The organism is Staphylococcus sp. GDY8P67P (assembly GCF_017892545.1).
GTDB classification, from domain to species: Bacteria; Bacillota; Bacilli; order Staphylococcales; family Staphylococcaceae; genus Staphylococcus; species Staphylococcus ureilyticus.
This window is the reverse complement of the sequence record NZ_JAESLH010000016.1, coordinates 34,599-52,893: the sequence shown is the minus strand read 5'-3', so window position 1 is coordinate 52,893 and position 18,295 is coordinate 34,599. Positions and strand designations below refer to the sequence as shown.

General features: G+C 31.3%; 17 protein-coding genes and 2 pseudogenes. 3 read left to right on the top strand and 16 right to left on the bottom strand.

Annotated features, from left to right (window positions below; all coding sequences use genetic code 11):
* Positions 1-444: YdhK family protein (locus tag KA833_RS06685; protein WP_245336278.1), on the top strand; the 444-nt coding region annotated here is incomplete at its 5' end.
* A gap of 306 nt (positions 445-750) precedes the next feature.
* Positions 751-2,550, top strand: a complete 1,800-nt coding sequence (locus tag KA833_RS06680; protein WP_210128570.1) for a hypothetical protein — start codon at positions 751-753, stop codon at positions 2,548-2,550.
* A gap of 238 nt (positions 2,551-2,788) precedes the next feature.
* Here KA833_RS06680 and KA833_RS06675 read toward each other — a convergent pair whose 3' ends face one another.
* The 16 genes and pseudogenes from KA833_RS06675 to KA833_RS06605 all read right to left on the bottom strand — a co-directional run bounded on the left by KA833_RS06675 (position 2,789) and on the right by KA833_RS06605 (position 16,720).
* Positions 2,789-3,607 carry a DNA adenine methylase gene (locus KA833_RS06675; protein ID WP_210126939.1) on the bottom strand — a complete coding sequence of 273 codons (819 nt, stop codon included), beginning with the start codon at positions 3,605-3,607 and terminating at the stop codon, positions 2,789-2,791.
* Complete coding sequence (locus KA833_RS06670) at positions 3,604-4,407, bottom strand: DNA-methyltransferase (RefSeq protein ID WP_210126940.1); 804 nt, start codon at positions 4,405-4,407, stop codon at positions 3,604-3,606. Before KA833_RS06670 ends, KA833_RS06675 begins: the two co-directional genes overlap by 4 nt.
* Positions 4,408-4,581: 174 nt before the next feature.
* Positions 4,582-4,701 (bottom strand): annotated as a pseudogene (locus KA833_RS14085) (DUF1643 domain-containing protein); the annotation flags it as partial.
* Between the two features lie 54 nt (positions 4,702-4,755).
* Positions 4,756-4,833: pseudogene (locus tag KA833_RS14080) on the bottom strand (DUF960 family protein); the annotation flags it as partial.
* 8 nt (positions 4,834-4,841) lie between these two features.
* Positions 4,842-5,330 carry a type II secretion system protein gene (locus KA833_RS13890; RefSeq protein WP_245336016.1) on the bottom strand — a complete coding sequence of 163 codons (489 nt, stop codon included), beginning with the start codon at positions 5,328-5,330 and terminating at the stop codon, positions 4,842-4,844.
* 20 nt (positions 5,331-5,350) lie between these two features.
* Positions 5,351-5,953 (bottom strand): hypothetical protein, encoded by a 603-nt coding sequence (locus KA833_RS06655; RefSeq protein ID WP_150868189.1) that lies wholly within the window; start codon positions 5,951-5,953, stop codon positions 5,351-5,353.
* Between the two features lie 99 nt (positions 5,954-6,052).
* Positions 6,053-6,565, bottom strand: coding sequence for a DUF1643 domain-containing protein (locus tag KA833_RS06650; RefSeq protein WP_210126941.1), 513 nt, complete (start codon positions 6,563-6,565; stop codon positions 6,053-6,055).
* Positions 6,566-6,580: 15 nt separating this feature from the next.
* Positions 6,581-6,892, bottom strand: coding sequence for a DUF960 family protein (locus tag KA833_RS06645; RefSeq protein ID WP_210122743.1), 312 nt, complete (start codon positions 6,890-6,892; stop codon positions 6,581-6,583).
* Positions 6,893-6,976: 84 nt separating this feature from the next.
* Positions 6,977-7,327: an SAUGI family uracil-DNA glycosylase inhibitor gene (locus KA833_RS06640; RefSeq protein ID WP_031869224.1), complete on the bottom strand. Its 351-nt coding sequence runs from the start codon at positions 7,325-7,327 to the stop codon at positions 6,977-6,979.
* Between the two features lie 569 nt (positions 7,328-7,896).
* Entirely contained in the window at positions 7,897-8,826 is a 930-nt protein-coding gene (locus tag KA833_RS06635; protein WP_002506256.1) for a ketopantoate reductase family protein, read from the bottom strand.
* Between the two features lie 536 nt (positions 8,827-9,362).
* The gene (gene ccrB, locus KA833_RS06630; protein ID WP_031920591.1) at positions 9,363-10,991 is read right to left on the bottom strand and encodes a cassette chromosome recombinase CcrB; all 1,629 of its coding nucleotides are present in this window, start codon (positions 10,989-10,991) and stop codon (positions 9,363-9,365) included.
* Positions 10,992-11,011: 20 nt separating this feature from the next.
* On the bottom strand, positions 11,012-12,361 hold the full coding sequence (ccrA, locus tag KA833_RS06625; RefSeq protein WP_031920592.1) for a cassette chromosome recombinase CcrA: 1,350 nt from the start codon (positions 12,359-12,361) through the stop codon (positions 11,012-11,014).
* Positions 12,362-12,552: 191 nt separating this feature from the next.
* Positions 12,553-12,828 carry a recombinase family protein gene (locus KA833_RS06620; RefSeq protein WP_031920593.1) on the bottom strand — a complete coding sequence of 92 codons (276 nt, stop codon included), beginning with the start codon at positions 12,826-12,828 and terminating at the stop codon, positions 12,553-12,555.
* Positions 12,829-12,896: 68 nt separating this feature from the next.
* Positions 12,897-14,684 (bottom strand): cassette chromosome replicative helicase, encoded by a 1,788-nt coding sequence (gene cch1, locus KA833_RS06615; protein ID WP_210126963.1) that lies wholly within the window; start codon positions 14,682-14,684, stop codon positions 12,897-12,899.
* A gap of 25 nt (positions 14,685-14,709) precedes the next feature.
* Positions 14,710-14,949: a hypothetical protein gene (locus KA833_RS06610; RefSeq protein WP_031920595.1), complete on the bottom strand. Its 240-nt coding sequence runs from the start codon at positions 14,947-14,949 to the stop codon at positions 14,710-14,712.
* A gap of 232 nt (positions 14,950-15,181) precedes the next feature.
* Positions 15,182-16,720: a hypothetical protein gene (locus tag KA833_RS06605; protein WP_031920596.1), complete on the bottom strand. Its 1,539-nt coding sequence runs from the start codon at positions 16,718-16,720 to the stop codon at positions 15,182-15,184.
* A gap of 146 nt (positions 16,721-16,866) precedes the next feature.
* Between KA833_RS06605 and KA833_RS06600 the strand changes: the two genes are divergently transcribed.
* The gene (locus KA833_RS06600; RefSeq protein ID WP_031920597.1) at positions 16,867-18,285 is read left to right on the top strand and encodes an RNA-binding domain-containing protein; all 1,419 of its coding nucleotides are present in this window, start codon (positions 16,867-16,869) and stop codon (positions 18,283-18,285) included.
* Positions 18,286-18,295: the final 10 nt, after the last annotated feature.

The following is an 18,295-nucleotide window of genomic DNA, read 5'->3' as shown; positions in this document are numbered from 1 at the left end:
GAGAGCCATATGAAGCATAATAATGAAAGTAAAGTTCCTGAAGGTATGAAATCGACTAATGAGGGTGAATTTAAAGTAGGAGATAAAGTAACGATTACAGCAGGGCATATGCCAGGTATGAAAGGTGCAGAAGCTACTGTAAAAGGTGCGTATAAAACATATGCTTATGTTGTAAGTTATAAACCCACAAATGGAAATGAAAAAGTAAACAATCATAAATGGGTCGTAAACGAAGAGATCAAAGATGCACCTAAAGATGGATTTAGTAAGGGCGATACTGTTAAATTAGAAGCAAGTCATATGTCTGGTATGAAAGGTGCTACAGCCAATATAGATAACGTGAAAAAGACTACTGTTTACGTAGTTGATTACAAATCCAAAGATAATGGTAAAATCATTAAAAATCATAAATGGATGACAGGAAATGAACTGAAAGCACGATAAAAATCTAGTTCTAGATTGAGAAATAAATAGATATAAAGATATCCTCCTTAATCAATAATTTAAATAACTTATTATTGTTAAGGAGGATATTTTTTAGTGTGTAAATTAAAAAGAATTTTAGAAGAATAACATTTATCAAAAAACTGTTCATTACCTTATTAAATGAAATTATATAATTAAAAACCGCATCATTAACCGATACGCAGAAGCGTATCATAAATGATGCGGTTTATTTCTATTTTATCCTCTTATATTTTTAATAAATGATATAATAAACAAACTATCAAAAGAGAAAAGGAGATTGCTATGCATTTAAATATTTATGGTGATAATATTATTGAATGTGAACGTGCATTAGAAATATTTATCGAAGGCATTTCACTGAATGAAAGTAATGATTTGATGGTTACATGGGATTTAAAAAATTTTATATGTCCTTCTGTGCATGTGGTGGGCTCTAAGGAATACATATTTACTCTTTATTCTGGGGTAAATAAAAATAGATGGAATGTCGATGTTTATAGTAAATTTCTCACAGATAAAGGTGGACTTTTAGCAGAAGGTGCAGATGCACTAGTAACAGTAATAAAAAATGAGAAGGAAGAAGCGTTAGTAGCTTTTGAATTTAGTAATGCTTTACCAGCCGGAAACAATGCTTGGCAGAGATCAGGAAGATCACTTTCATTTTCACAAGCAAAAATACCATACATTTACGTAGCAGAATTGGGTGGGAATGAACTAAATAAAGATGGAAGTGTAAAGAGTATGAGATTACCGAATTCAACTTTGGTACTATCATATATACTAAATAGTATTAGAAGACAAATACCTAATGCCATTGTTTATAGAATAAGCCCGGTTGCTACTGAAGATACTAAATCTAAATTTGAAAATATTATTAATAACCATAATTTACAAAATTTATCATATAATATTATAAATGAAATTGATTATGATACTATTATAAAAGAAATCATTAAGAATAACTATGAAATGTATAGGATGATTTCGAAAAAGGATGAAAGATTTGAAAGAAAAGATTTTATAAATTTAAGTAAATCAGAATTAGAGTCTGTATTGATAAATGATATTAAAGAATTAAGTATACCTTGGAAAAAAAGGTTAGGAAATAGGAGTAAATATGGGAATAAATTTTTAAATTTCAATGATATTTTAGCCCAATATGCAATAAGTATTTTTTCTAGAAATAGCTTGCCTTTTTCTTTATTACCTAAAGAAAAAATAGAATCATTTATAAATGATTATAAATCAAGTGATAATTGTTCAAAAGATTTGCTAGATTATCTTGAGAAAAATCGTAATGACGACATTGTATTTTGTCTTGTTAATGGTTTTAAACCCGGAGGAGAAGATTCACGTCCAGATAGAGGTTTAATACCATTTGTAAGGATGCTTATGGGGGATGAAACACTTGTAATAACTGTGGTTTTTGGCCCGGTTCCAGAATATCATATGAATGCATTTAAAAATAAAGACTATAATAAAATAATGTCTAGTAATGGATTATTTTCATCTATAATGGGTCAATCTAATTACACGTTGATTTTATCTCCAGAAGAAAAAGAAGAGGCATTTAGTTCTGAAAACGTTGTTAAAGTAGAAAAAAAGCAAATGAAATATGACACTATAAGTAAGATGCCAAAGGTTTTTACAGAAATGGATGTAGATACTGTGATTCATTTATTATTCACAAAAAAATTTAACAGCGTATTTGAAAGTTTTTGTAATCCTCCAGGTGGAGATTGGAGTGGTATATCTTTAATACAAAATAATATAGAATATAGATGGTTATCTTTAGAAAGAGCTCCTAAAGATATGAAAAGACCAGATTATGTATTACAATTTATCAAAGAAGTTCCTAATGTAATATTATCTATAGAATCAAAAGATAATAAGTCAAGTTTGATAAAGAGTGAAAAAGAAGTAGGTCCAAAGATGATAAAATATCTTTATAATTTAAAGAATAAAAATGTAAATGCTGAGAGATATTTTAGTACTAGCGGCATATACACACAAAGTGTAAAAAAATTTCTAAAGAAAATTTTGAATATAAAACAGGTGTTGCATATATTGAAAAGGACATGAATTATCTAAATAGGAATGAATTTATAAAAATTAAGGATAATTGTGAAGTAGATTTTGTACTAGCATTTAAATTTGTTAAAATTAAAGATGAGGTTGAAGTTAATTTGTATTATTATTGTGAAGATATAAGTATGAATAATATATTATTTAATAAACTCTCTGAGTTAAATTATTCTTTTGAAAATTTACGTATCCATCAGATTAAATAAAAAAACCTGGTTTTATCCAGGTTTTTTTATTAATAATTTAAATATAGATGTTCATGGGAATCATCATTCACTTTATTTAAAACTTGCGATACTTTTGACTTTCCTATATTTATTTCAATAACTTGTCTATAAAGCTTTTCTGGTATGTGATGTTGATAATTGTTATTAGAATTTAAACCATCGAAGGAAAGAGCCCACTTTACACCTTTGTCGTTGAGATTGCTTAATTCGTTAATTAGTTTTTCTAGATCAAGATTTTGCACATATCTTGAAGTACTTCCAGCATATGGAGGGTCTAAATAAACAAAATCCCCTTTTTTTGTTCTTTTTAAAAAGGATGAATAGTCTTCTGACGTAAACATAGTATTTTGTATTTTATGATGCCATTTCATTACAATTTTTGCAAAAGTTGTAGGTTTCATTCCTCTTCTAGAAAGGTGAATAGAATTGTTAAAGTCCCCTTTAGAGTTGAATCTAATTATTCCATTGACAGCAGTTCTTGAAAGAAATAATAAGTCAGTTGGTTGTTGGTTTAAGTTAAAGCGATCACGAACATAATAGAAATAATTTGGGAAATCTGCTTGTAAAAGTTCCCAATTTTTTGAATAGGTTTCAATAACATAGTTAGGTTCTGTTTGAACTAAGCGCCATAAATCAATTATTACTTGATAAACATCATTAGCAAAAGTAATTTTATCGGTATTGTTATATAAAATACTTGCACCACCTAAAAATGGTTCGTAATAAGTATTTATATTGTCTGGAATGAATTTTTGTATTTCTTTTGCTTGTAGCCTTTTACTGCCAGTCCATTTAATTAGTGACGGAACGTTTTCGAAACCATTCATAATAAACGCCACTCTTCATTTTCGATTTTTTCTTTACTTAGTTTAACATATTCTTCATCTAGTTCAATTCCAATATAATTTAAACCTAGTTGCTTAGCAGCAACACACTCTGTTCCAGAGCCACTAAAAGGAGCTAACATTATATCGCCAGGAAGAGAAGTCAAATCTAACATTCTACGAATTAAACGTATAGGTTTTTGGGTAGGGTGTTTACCAAATTTTAATTCGTCCTTTTTTTTATTATTAGGGATATCCCAAACTGTGCGCATTTGCTTATCTTTTTGCTTTAATAAGTCCTCTTTATATTCGATACTTTTACTAAATTCATAATTAAAGTTATACTTTCTTTTTTTTGAAGAACCCGAATGTGCCCATAATATAGTTTCATGACTAGCAGTGAGTCTAGTGCCGCTTAAGTTAGGAAAACTATTTCGCTTGTACCAAATTACTTCATTAATAATTTCAATTTCAAGTAATTGCATACACATATTGATTATTCCGATATTATGATATGTACCATGAATCCATATGGAACCTGTCGGTTTTAATATTCTTTTACATTGTTCTAGCCAAGCCATTGAGAAGTTGAAATAATCAAATAGAGACATATTATCCCAACTTGACATTACTTTACTCCATTCACCACCGAAACCTTTCGGTTTACTTTCATTTTTAATAGCCCAATTGCCCCCTTTACTCAAATTATATGGGGGATCGGCAATTATTATATCAACAGAATCGTCAGGAAAATCAGCCATTATCTCTATACAATCACCTTGATAAATTTTATTGGTTTGCATATTATTACCTCACGTCTTTTATTATTTTCATAAGTATATATTATAGCATTTCTTATTTAATTAGACTATTCTCTAAATCTTATAAGCTGAGAGCTATAGTGAGATAAGGGTCTAAATTAATGAAATTTAATCTAGGAAAGTATACATTTTAGTAACTGTATCAATGATTTTTGATTAATATAGTCTTTTATATGTCCATTTTCTTCTTGCTTTTGAATTTAGTGGATGCATAATTTCATTGGTCTGTGGATTGATTAATTTCTTAACTTTTTTCTTATGAGGTTTCAACATTTCACTTCCTTCATTTTTTGAATATCTGCATGCTTATCAAAAGCATTTTCTAATCCTTTAGTATTCTTCGGGTAGTAACTTGACGTGATAAGAAAGGCCTACATCATCTTCACGAATGATGTAAACCTTATTAATCTCCTTGTTTATAATTCAATTTTAGTTTCATGGTCTATAGATGTCTTAGGTCCATTCCATATTTGAACTGTTCCATCATCTTTAATTACGATGGTATTAGCTCCTGAACCTGATTTATTATTTGCATTAATAGTCCATTCTGAACCATTGTATTCTGGTTCTTGAAATTTTAATAAATCAGCATCTCCTACTTCATTTACAGCTGCAATAGCATAATCAAATACATTGTTTCTAGTTACCTGTTGTTCAGCACTTGTATCTTCTTCTGTTGTAGATTGCTCTGGTTCTTGACTATTATTTTGTCTGTCATTCGATTGATTATTATTAATTGTTTCACTAGCACTTTGCGAATTACTGTCGTCATATTCTTTTTGTTGAGCCTGTAATTTATTTTTTTCTAATTCTACTTCCTGATATTTGTTGTATCCAAAAAATCCAACAGCTGCTAGTATGCCAATAATGGCAAGCACTGTGATTATGCTTAATAATTTTTTCATATATTATTTATCCTTTTCTTTTAGTAATTGCCGCCTTGACCATTTGCACGAGCTTCAACCTGTCCTCTTAAAAAACCGATATAATCACCAGATCCTTCTGCAGCTTCATCCACAGCAGCAGCTTGATCTTCAGTCATTCCTTCTTTATAGGCATCAATAAATTCATCATCTGACATGTTATTAGCATCTTCTGCTGTATATTTAGGTTGAGTTTCTTCTGTACTATCTTCATTTGCAGCGTCGCCTCCCCCAGATTGAGCCATAACTTCTTGCTCATATTTCTCTTCTTCATCTGGAGAATCAAATTCACCTACATAATCTATTCCATTTTTAGTTTTCTTTATGACTTCACCATCTTCTGTCGTTCTCACTTCTTTAGTACTAACATCCTCATTTGTTACGGGTGTTTGATAATTTGTTGTATTATTACTTTCTTCTTTACCATTATTATCGATTTTTTTAGATTTTTCTTTTTTATCGTCTTCTTTAATTTTATTTTCAGCTAGTTTAGCTTCTTCTTTTTTGAGCTCTAAATCTTTATAACTACCGTATGCAAATACAACTGCAACTCCCAAAACCGCGACAAGCGCAATAACTCCCAAACTTGCTATGATTTTTTTCAAATCCCTATCCCCATTCTCTTTTATTTATACTTTATATCATTATATTAATTTATTTTGCTACGCTTTACTATTGTTATTTTAAAAAACTAATTTTTATTATTAATTTATTACTTTAAATATCCATTTTTTTCTTGCCTTTGGATTAAGTGGATGCATTATTTCATTTGTTTCTGGATTAATAAGTTGCTTTACTTTCTTCTTATGAGGTTTCAACATTTCCAATACTTCATTGACCCTAGACTCAACAACTGGTTTTTTAGCGTATGCACCCCAAGCTAATATAACTTCATCTGCTTCTTTAACAGCTTTCATGATTTGAATGTCAGTATGCTTATCATGGCTATTTTCTATATGCTTTATATTTGTGGTTGTTATCATGTTTGAATATAGATTCACAAAATTAATTGATCCGAAGTCTTTCATTTCAGATACTTTATTTAGAATTAATTGAGTCGTTAAATCTAATTTTTTGGTTCCTTCAAAATTTGGATAACAAGTTATAATTGAAATTATCTTTTTATCTTTGTCCCACGTTTTTTTGAGTAAGTAACGATGTTGATTATCGTCACTAAATATTGCTTCAGTTTCTAATGTACTTTGTATATTCTGCATGATTGATGCCTCCTATTAATATTCTTCGGGTAGTAACATGACGTAATAAGAAAGGTCTACATCATCTTCTCGGATAATGTAGACCTTATTAATATTGATAGCTTTTGAATAATTTGCCTTATGAATTTTTACGTACTCTGGACGTTCTTGCTTATGTTTGATATATAATTGACTATTATGCATATTGAACTGGAATATATGAAAGTAATCAATCTCTTCTAGTTCCTTGAATTGTTCGTTTTCGCGTTGCGCTACAAGTTTCCATAACTCTTGCTGCAATATTGCTGGCAAGTAATTGGCAATACCACGTGTAATATAACGTTCCATGCTCATTTCTCCTTTTCTATATCTTTCATTATTGTAATAACTTCTGTAATGACTGTGACGCTTATCTGAGCTATGTGTATCCATTTATTCATTATTATAATTCTCCTTTTCAAGTAAGTGTCTTTGATCTAGTAGTGGCATAACTGTGTTATGAAGATATAAGAAGTCCATATCGTTTGTTTCATCAATATAACCAATCGCAATGAGTTGTTTTTGATAGTAGAGGATAAAGGGGTATATATGTCTTTCATGAAGTGTATCAGAGTAGTAAGTATGCGTATGAAGGATTTTGTTGGTGAGTGGACCAAGTCTGACATATTGATCAGGAAGGATATCATCAGCGATTTCCTCGATAGATTCACATTCCCATTTTTCATCCCTTGGCAGATTGAATAAGTTGGTTATATAATGCTTGAGTTGTAGTTCTAATGTCATTGTTATGACCTCCTAATGTATTTGGTTGATGTATACATGTGATACATCATTTAGATAATATAAGTTTGAAATAATGTTTGTTTCGCTTAGAAATCCCACTGAAATACAGAAAATATCCCAATCGAAAATCATCACAATTGTTGATATGACAAGGAAATCCCGTTATCCCGCTCATTTCTCAGGAAATATAGCTATATATTTATATATGATTTGGATTTGTAGATGTCAGTACGACTGACTTTTTCTTTTTATATTATTTATTTATAAATAATAATGGGATTTTGGGATTACGCTTGCGTAATCCTTCTGCTACATGAAGTTATTGAATCCCGCTGTTATCCCGTTGACATTTTATTTTGGGATGTTCTTTCGTCATACAATATAAGCTTCATATCGAGTTATGACTGATTAGTTTGTTGAAATATTTGATAGATGCGTGTTATTGAATGACGAAAGGACAAGTATGTTTATATTATATTTTGAGAAAGAGGGTTTGAGGTAAAAATAAAGACGAAGTGCTGAAACGCACTTCGTCGAGAGAAGAATGATTAAATTTGATTTTGTAGTTATTATAATTTTGATTCTAATTGGTGGACAAGATGAGTTAGCATTGTATTAATCGGTGTAGGTATATTAAATTCTTTTCCATAAGCAGCTATTTGTCCATTAAGGTAGTCTATTTCAGTTAAGCGGCCATTTGAATAATCTTGATGCATTGATGGGTAATGAAGTCCTTGAGCTTCTTTTGGATAGGCTGATACAACTTTTTTAAAAAGCTCATTACGATCCAAATGAATGTCTTTTGCCTTTGCAACTGCGACAATTTCATCAATAATTGGCATAATCATTTCATCTGATTGTGCATAATTACCAAATTCGTAAATGGTTTTGTTTAATATCGTACATAGAGGATTTAAAACACTATTGAGTGTAGCTTTAGACCATATTGATTCGAATACATTGGAACTAATTTGTGCATTCAAGCCAGAGTCATTGAATATTTGAAGTATAGTATTAGCTTGTTCATCTACTTCACCATCTGCTCTTTGTAGATATATAGATCCTTCGCCTTCGAGTAATAATTGACCTGGCCCGCGCAGTCCAGCTGTCCACATAGTTACGCCAAGATAGATTTGTGATAGCGGAACAATTTGTGATAATCGCTCTTCATGACCTAAGCCATTCATCATACTTAATATAGCTGTCCCACTATGAATACAGCCAGCTTCTTGTAAACGTTGTAACATCTCTTCAGATTGCATAGCTTTGGTTAATATTATGATGAGATCAAATTCAGCTGAAACATCTTTGGTTAATATTGCGGGAATGTTAATTGAGTAGTTATCTGTTTCTGTTTTAATGTTCATGCCATCTTGATTAATTTGATTAACATGCTCTTCCCAATTATCTATAAGTGTTACGTCATAACCAGCTTCTTTTATAGAAATACCAATTCTTCCACCCATTGCGCCTGCACCTGCTATGGCTATTTTGTACATAAAATACACTCCTTAGCTATTTTTAGATTTTATAATCAATATTACAATATAATTGAATTATATCATTTTAGACCTTTTAGTGAATTGTTGCGCAATTCTTTGATTTGAACCATCATTCAGTTGGTTATCATATTATGGTTTTTAGTATTATTTGAAAATCCCATTCAAATTCAGAAAATATCCCAACCGAAATACATGCTCATTGTTGGTATGACAAGGAAATCCCGTTATCCCGCTTATTTCTCGGGAAATAGAGCTCTATATTTATATATAATTTGGGTTGTAGGTGTACTGACGCTTAATTTTTTCTTTTTATATTATTTATTTATAAATAATAATGGGATTTTGGGATTACGCTTGCGTAATCCTTCTGTTACATGAAGTTATTGAATCCTGTCGTTATCCCGTTAACATTTTATTTTGGGATGTTCTTTCGTCATACAATATAAGCTTCACATTGAGTTATGACTTGTTAGTATGTTGAAAAGATTCGTTAGATGGGTGTTATTGAATGACGAAAGGACAGTACATAGATATTAGATTTGAAAGTAGAGTGTTTGAGGCAAAAACAAAGACGAAGTGCTGAGGAGCACTTCGTCTAGATTATTATTATTGAAAAGTTGTTTAATAATTTCATTATTAAGTTTTAGTGTAACGTAGAATTGCTTTTTATGATTCTCATCTTTACGAATGTCAATACGGTCAATAACCGTTAGGTACAAAGCTTTGAGCTGTGATTTATCCGTGGATTCTATATTTTGAAATATTCGTTGTAATAGGGCAGCGATTTTTTTCGTATCATAAGATGGTTTCTCTTGATTTTGTTGGTGCTTGAGTTGATTCATTTGATTTGTAATGTCATTGAGTTGTGTTTCATATTGATGAATAGTTGGTTTGAGTGCAGATGTTAAGTCTGGATTGTCTTCGATGGTTTGAATTAGATTTTTTAGTTTAGTGTTTATTTCATCAAATTGTTGTTGCTTATATGCGATATCATGGTTAAGTGCAGCCATATCAATTTGACTATCTTGATTAACACGTTCGACAACTTGTTTGAGAACTTTATCGCTTTTGACAATTTCAAGTATTTGATCCATGACGTATTTCTCAATCACCTCAGCTCTAACACTATTCGCAGAACATACCTTTGAACCTTTGTTTCGGAAGTTACTACAAGAATAATAGCGTATTCGCTTCTTGGTACCATCTTTCAATGTGTTCGTTGTGTTACTAGCTGCCATTGGTGCACCACATTCTGGGCAGTGAATAATACCTGTTAATAGATTGGTTCCTTTTCCATGAACTTGAGGTTTTTGACTGACCTGTTTTTTGCGTGATTGGACTTTATCCCATAATTCTTGACTAATAATAGGAGGGTGTTTACCATCAGCTATAATAGGTTTATCATTCAGTCCTTTACGACGCTTTTCATTCCAATCTTTGTACTTCGCAAATTGAATTTTACCAATGTAGAATGGATTGACTAAGATATAGGTTATTGAATTGATGCTAAAAGGATTACCTTTTTTAGTCACATAGCCTTTGTGATTGAGGGCATTGGCAATTTTACGATAACCATGTCCTTTGGCATAAGATTCGAATATATATTTCACGATATTCGCTTCATGTTGATTAATCATCAGTTCGTGTTTATTATCAGGTATTTTGTCATATCCTAGTGGCAAATTCCCTTGATAGTAGCCTTCTTGTGCACGTCTAGTTTGGCCCATGAATACATTCTCGACAATGTTATTACGTTCGAATTCTGAGAAGCTCGCAAGTATTTGTAGCATGAGCTTACCCGATGAAGTGTTGACTTCCATACGCTCTGACAAACTGAAAAATTCGACATTTTGTTTGTGCAAATCTTCGACAATTTTGAGTAAGTCTGATGTATTACGTGCGAGTCGATTTGTTTTATACACCATAACACAATCGATATGACCTTTATTCGCATCATGTAACATACGTTGAAGTGCAGGACGATTCATAGATTTTCCTGAAATACCACGATCAGCGTATATATCTTTGACTTCGAAATGATGGAAGTTACAATATTCTTTGATTTGATTGATTTGACCGTCGATACTATAACCCTCTGCACTTTGCATTTCTGTTGATACGCGGACATAGATACCGACACGTTTTTGTTTGAGTTGTTGCATGATTTTTTCATCCTTTCTGATTAAGCAATCGATGATTGTGCTGTTTGATTGACGATGTTTAAGGGCTCATTTTTGAAATAGATACCTGTAAGCGTTTTACTTTTGGTAATATGAATTTCATCGATGTAAGGGTACAACATGTTTAACGTGAAACGTTGTTGAATGACATTTTGTAAAGCCTTTCGAATTTGATGCGTATGGATTGATGATATAGGTTTGGATTGTTGACATAATGATTGCGTTTGTTCTCTGAATGTTTCTGCATCAATTTTACATTGGGCTAATTTTTCTATCAGTTGTTCTTGCGTAAGTGTACTTTTAGCTTCTATGTCTTTTTGTTTTTTGAGTCGTTGTTGAATTGTATGGTTGATTTTTGAATACAACTGTTGATTTTGAAAGAAGTCTTGACATGTAGCTAAGACACTCGCTTCTAATGATTGTGCGTTGATTCCTTTGAATTCACAGACAAAACGAGATGCATTCATATTTTGTGGACAGACATAATAACGTAATGTACGGTGCTTTTTTCTAATGGTTATATTAGTCAACGTTGAACCACAATAAGGACATTTGATTTTTTGTTTGAGTTGATTAGCTGATGATGTCCGTTTGAGTTGCTTTTGTGATCGTATCGCTTGAGCTTGTTCATATATACTTGTCGAAACAATAGAAGGACACATGTTGTCATATTGCCCGTATTGATTAATGACTCGACCACAATAATTGGGGTTCATGATAATATTACGTACTTGATAGGGTTTACGATTGATGAATTTCTCGTCAGCTTCTAAGTACTGTGCAATTTTTTTATAACCATAGCCTTGAAGATAATAACTGAATACAGCTTTTATTGTTGGTGCTTTTACTGTGTCTATCGTGAAAGTACCATTATGATATTGATACCCAAAGGGTGCATGTGTTGTAATCATTTTACCTTGTTTCGCTTTTTCTTTGATTCCATTTTTGACTTGTTCGCCTATATTATCGGATTCTAGTTCGGCCAAGCTGATGAAAATATTGAGTTTGAGCCGATCGAATGCTTTATCCATATCAAAATAGCCATCATGAACGCTTAAGATATGAACATGGTATTTTTGACATAATTTCATGAGTTTTAATGCATTTTTTAGATTACGATGAAGTCGATTCAGACGATAGCAACATAATACATCACATTGTCCTTGTTGAATCAGTTCAGTAATTTGTTGGTAACCGTTCCGCTTATCAGTGCGTCCTGATTGCTTATCGCTATAAAATGTGATGTGTTGAATATTGTGTTTTTCAGCTAATGTCTTGATGGCTTGTTTCTGTGCTGCTAGAGATTGTTGTTTTGTTGTACTTTGACGTAAGTAACCTATTGCTTGTTTCATCGTATTTCCTCCTTCCACATTGATAATATATATTTATGAATGAATTTACACATAAGCCCAACACCAATCAGGTGTTGGGCGTTATTATTAGTCATCAGCGTGATTGATTTCTTCAATCACTAAATCAGCGAGTAATGTGATTAATTCGTCCATATTCTTCCTCCCAATTGATTATGATAGTAATAAAAGTGTTATACCAACATTGGAAACGTTGTAATGAGTTCAATACCTCGTGTTGAGCAGAGTTTGACCAATTTAGGATAATCTTCATAAATGCCCCAAAAGACAATACGTTTAGGTTTGACGTGCTTCAGTTTAATATCATTTATTAATTGGTTATCGTCGTTATAATCTTTTGTGATTTTATAACTATGTTCTTTACAATATGCTCTTACAGTATCAATAGGTTCGTCTAAGTAGGCTTCTCTTTCATCTGTAATATTATGTGCTAATACAATTACATTCATAGTTTATTCCTCCGGTTGATTTAATGAGCTACAACGCATAGAGCGTTGTAGCGGTATAATATTTAAATTTATAGTTCTAAATCGTCACTTGCTTTTTTTTCTTTCGCTTGTTTAATAAAATTATTAAGCAAATCTGGATTTGTATTATCATCAAATTTCGGTGATATGAAAGTTTCTGTATTGGAACTTAAGCCAAAAATAGGTGCAAGTTCTTTATCCAATTTAAGATGATAGAATACAATACTCCTAGATTTTCCTTGAGCATCTTTGACACTGCGCTTTGTTGTCTGTCTATCTCGATCAGAATCCATATAACCTTTTTCTTTTAAAGCTTCTATTACATTGTTGCTGTCTTGAAATTGATTATTATTAAGCATATCTTTGAAAACTTTGGCAATTATTTTAACTTGGATGTGGTCATCTTTAAGTTCTATGAGACCAAACCCTTCCAGCATATTTGATAATCGACCATCATCTGAAAATTTATTTCTGTACTGTGCTACAAATTGGACAATTAGTTCGATTGCTTTATCGGCTAATGACCGTTCAGCTATTGTTTCGTTATGATAGTTTAGTAAATACTCTCGCATTTCATCTAATAATACAGATCGATTTGTTACAGATGATAATATACGTGCAGAAGTAACAAATACCGCATAACGGTTGAACATACGCTGACCCGTTTTTTCTTTTTCATTGCTTAACGCATGTTTAAACCATTGCTGTTCTTCTTCGAAAAATGTTCTAACCGTGTTTTCATGATTTAGGAGAAAAGAACCGATTAAAGGTAATACATGACCATAATTTTGTCGTACACCTAGTTTTATATTGTCTGCGTTATCAGCACTGTGAGTGAATACATCATTTAACTCTATTGTACGAACGTATAATCCGTCATTCTTAGCGCTATGAGAAAAAATGCTATATTCAGAAGTGGAAACAAGCGATGTTGACCAGGTCTTCGTTTCTTTGGCTTCACCATGAACATTCGCTCTTTGACGGCCTTGCCCTTCAGCTATAGAATAGAGTAAGCCTGTCGTATCAGGGAATGTGGCAGTCGACAATTCATCAAAAGCAACAAGTATCCCGTAATTTTCATTGATAAAACCTTCTAAACCATTACGAGTTGTATTCCAACTACGAAATAGTGTGCTTGTTCCTTTTGTTGGAGCTCCACCTACAGAAACAGCTAACATTGCAGCTGTTGTCTTACCTGAACTACTGTGACCCGTTATAGAGTATATTGTACCCCCGAATTCTATTAGGTCTATTTTGTTTAAGTAGCTTGTTACAAGGGCACTAACGCCCATTGTAACTGCCATTTCAAGCATTAAATGACCTTTAACTTCTGCATCGTACATTAATAACCATTGTGTATAGCTCCCCTTAGGTTCAAGGTCATATTTTCCATCACACAAAATTTGTGTGTTTTGTGGTATTGATGGATGATATTCAATATAGTTGGTATTGATTACTAATCCATCTTTTGTGTTAATTACGCCAGAACCGCTATACAAAGTGGCCATTGGCAGACTTTCACGCATTAATTGCAATGCATAGCCCAATTCGTGGATATATCGAGTGTTAATCGTAAAGCCGTAACCCATTAAGGAAGGAAGTTTCATAGGCGTTAAGATGTCGGCATCACGAATAACAGTATTACCATACTCGTTTTCTAAGATTAAGCGTTCTTTCCCAGATGTTGGATCTTGGAAGCGATCAGTGATATTGATATAACCTCCCAAATCCAAGTATGTCACTTTACCATCTTTAGTAGTGGGTTGGACTTCTTTTGTCCACCGTCCTGGTTTCGTCAATGCATACTGATTACGTTTAAATATTACTTTATTAGTCATATTGATAACCTCCAAATTTCAATAATTATTTCTTTTTATAAATTAAGGGTGAAATCTCACATATTATCTCCACAATATGTGGGTTCTTCTTTGCCCATGCAGCGTACTTTTGTCCAGCCTGTTGCTGTTCAGTAGTAGTACATGGTATACCAAGATAGCGATTCAACTCGTTGAAACTATATTGTGTACCAGAAGTTAACTGCTTATAAGTTACAGATAGTGCCGCTTTATAAAGCAAGTTGTAATTGGAACCACCGTTAGCCATGATTAAACTCACCTCAATTCATTGATATCTTTTATAATTAGTAATTACTAACTATGTTTCATATCTTAAAACTAAATTTTTCCATTATCGCTAACAATCTTCCAGATAGATAGAATACGAAAAAAGCGCAAACACCTTAATGAAAGGATGTTTGCGCCATAGTATAAAATGTAATTAGGAAGATTTTTAAGAAAAAGCCTTATATATCAAGCTTTGATGGATGAAAAAAAGTTTAAGTTTTTTTTATTATTCCAAATTGATATTCGTGCATAAATGAAAGTGTTTCTAAAAATGAAAGTGTGGTTTCACTTTTTAGATGGTTGAGATTAGCATGAAATTGCAATGGATTTTTACTACTAGATAGAGTATTATGCTTCTCAATATCTATAAATTCAAAAGTCATAATACTGTCAAATAAAGATTTATTAAATTCAAATATATTAAAAAAACTATTGAATGTGTGATTTGCATGCATATTATGTTTAACTGTAGAAAGTATATATTGATTTATTGATATGAGATCATTGTATCCTTTGAAATAATAAACGAAAAAATCTTTATAAACTTGATGTAATGGATAATAAGATAAGTCTTTTTCAAAATGATATGTCGCTTCTTCAATAAAAATCTCTTTTTGTTTCTTTGGTGCTGAATTCAATAATCTAGTAATAGTGTCTGCTTTACCTATTACTAAATGTACGGGAATAATGTCGCTTAATAATTTAACAAATTCAGAAAAATCTTTATTTAGTTGTTTCTTTTGATAATTTTTCTTTACTAGCTCTGACAATATACTATCTATTTGCAAGTGTTGTTGATTTTCTGAAGCCAGTTCAATTGTATTATTTTCTAATAATTTTAAATATAGATTATCTGGTAAAAACTTTTTGAGAAGGCTGTAACTTATAATTAACAGCGCATCATTGTATGTATAGAATTTATTAGAGAACGTGTTGTCACTGATTTTGGCGACATGTTGTAACAATTTCTTCACATAATGATTCAAACTATTTTCATTTAATGTAGAAGTGCTTTGATTAGTAGAAGCAAGATAATTTTTATAAGTTATAAAGAAGCTTTTTTGAATGTCAGCTAATTTAAACTGATTATTGTTATAAGACTTAGAAGTAGAGGCAATGTTGCGTTGGTTCGATAATGAATGTGCTAATTTGCTTAAATTTTGACTTTCGTAAGAATAAGAATTAGTAAATTTTTTAGGTTTTTTATATTTTAACTGCTTTAATCTTGCTTCAACAATATTGATAGATTCAGTGCTCATATTTGTTTTTTGATTTAATTGAAATCTATTTGATAGCTTTAGTTTGGTACCATAAAAATGTTGGTTAACTAAAATGTTTTTAATTTCTCTGGATGAAAACTTCATAAGTCCATCTTTATAAAACAAAAATTTCAGATAATTGGAAAAATTGCTGCTGTTTTCAATTTTGAATTTAGAAATTATTTCTTCTTTTATAGTAAAAAATTGATCATTAACTTCAGAATGATCAAAATTATTAGTTAGCCACGAATAGAGTCCTTTAAATAATCTTTCAGATATTATTGAAAAAGTGCCTTGCTCGCCATATAAATCCATTAAATATTTAAAATCATTTCTGATGCTGATTTGATTTTCGTTATAATCTACTTCGTTAGCTAAATCTGGATACATGCTTAAACGTACTTCAAATTCTTCGATATGACTTGTAGCATCATTAAATAGGCTTGCAAAAGCCTTAAGTATTTCACTATTTGTATTTTTAACTTTAAACATGATTAATTACTCCTATCAAATTGTGGTTATATATCTTATTAACCACTTTGTTTACTTTGATATTACCACAAGTTAAAATATAAAAAGAGACTATAAATTATACCATGTGGTAGGTATGACTGTTTAAAGAAAAGAGGGAACGTGATTTGTGTAAATTGGAATATTATCAGAATACAAAAGAAGGTACTCATTTTGATAGAAAAGAAGCAAAGATTGATGATAGAAAGTTATTGTCTCATATTGTTGGTTTTGCAAATGCTGAGGGTGGGACACTAGTTATAGGTATAAGTGATGATGGTCATGTGACTGGTTGTAAAAATAATAACAATAGAGATTTAGAAACTATTAAGCGTCTTATTAATAATGGTTTGGTGCCAAGCATAGAATTTAATATTGAAGAAATAGAAATTCTAAACGATGATTACATATTAGAAATTAACATTGAACCTAAAACCGATTCAGTAGTATATGTACGCGATAGTGAAAATGTATATTTAAGGCAGTCTGATAGTACAGATAAACTTAAGCATAATCAAATAGTGAGTCTTGAGTATGATAAAGGTCAACGATCTTTTGAAGATGAGCTGAACTTAGACTTTGAAGAGGAGGATTTAGACAGAAGTTTATTTGATGATTATAGGACAGCGATGAACACAAATCAGTCTGACTATGAGATTTTGAATGTTAGGACAGCGACAAATAAAAAAGGATACTCAAATGCAGCAATTTTAATGTTTGCTAAAAACCCATGTAAATACATCCCGAATGCTAGAGTTCGTTTCATAAGATATGAGGGAACAATTCAAGAAACGGGATCTCGGCTTAATATAATTAAAGATCAAAGTTTTGACCATCCATTACCAATTTTAATAGAAGAAGTTAGCAAATTAGTAAGCAGTCAATTAAGAGATTTTAATAGTCTAGATAGAAATGGGAAATTTATAACTGTGCCAGAATACCCTGAGTTTGCTTGGCTTGAGGGCTTAGTGAATGCGGTTGTTCATAGAGATTATTCATTAACTGGAGATTGCATTAAAATTTCTATGTATGATGATCGATTAGAAATTTTTAGTCCGGGAAAATTACCGAATATGGTAAATATTAATAATTTGAAATATACGCGCTTTTCTAGAAATCCGAGAATTGCACGATTAATGGCAGATTATGGATATGTAAAAGAACTGAATGAGGGAGTGAAGAGGATTTATGATGAGATGAAAGAATATTTTTTAAACGATCCTGAATACTCAGAACCTGCTAATAAAGCAGTTTTATTAAAATTAGAAAATAATATTATGACTAGAAAAAAAAGAAAAGACGATAAAATTAATGACCATGTTACTGAAGAAGTAATGCAATACCTTTCTAAAGACGAAAGAAAGATAATTCAATATGTTTACCCATCTAATGAAATCAATGTAAAGTTAGCAAATGAAATTCTTGGGAAAAAAGATACATATTCTAGAAAAATTTTAAATGGATTACTAGATAAAAAAATACTTTACTGGCATGGCAGTAGTAAACAAGATCCTACCCAGTATTATTCTTTATACGACGAGGAGTAACGAGGAGTAA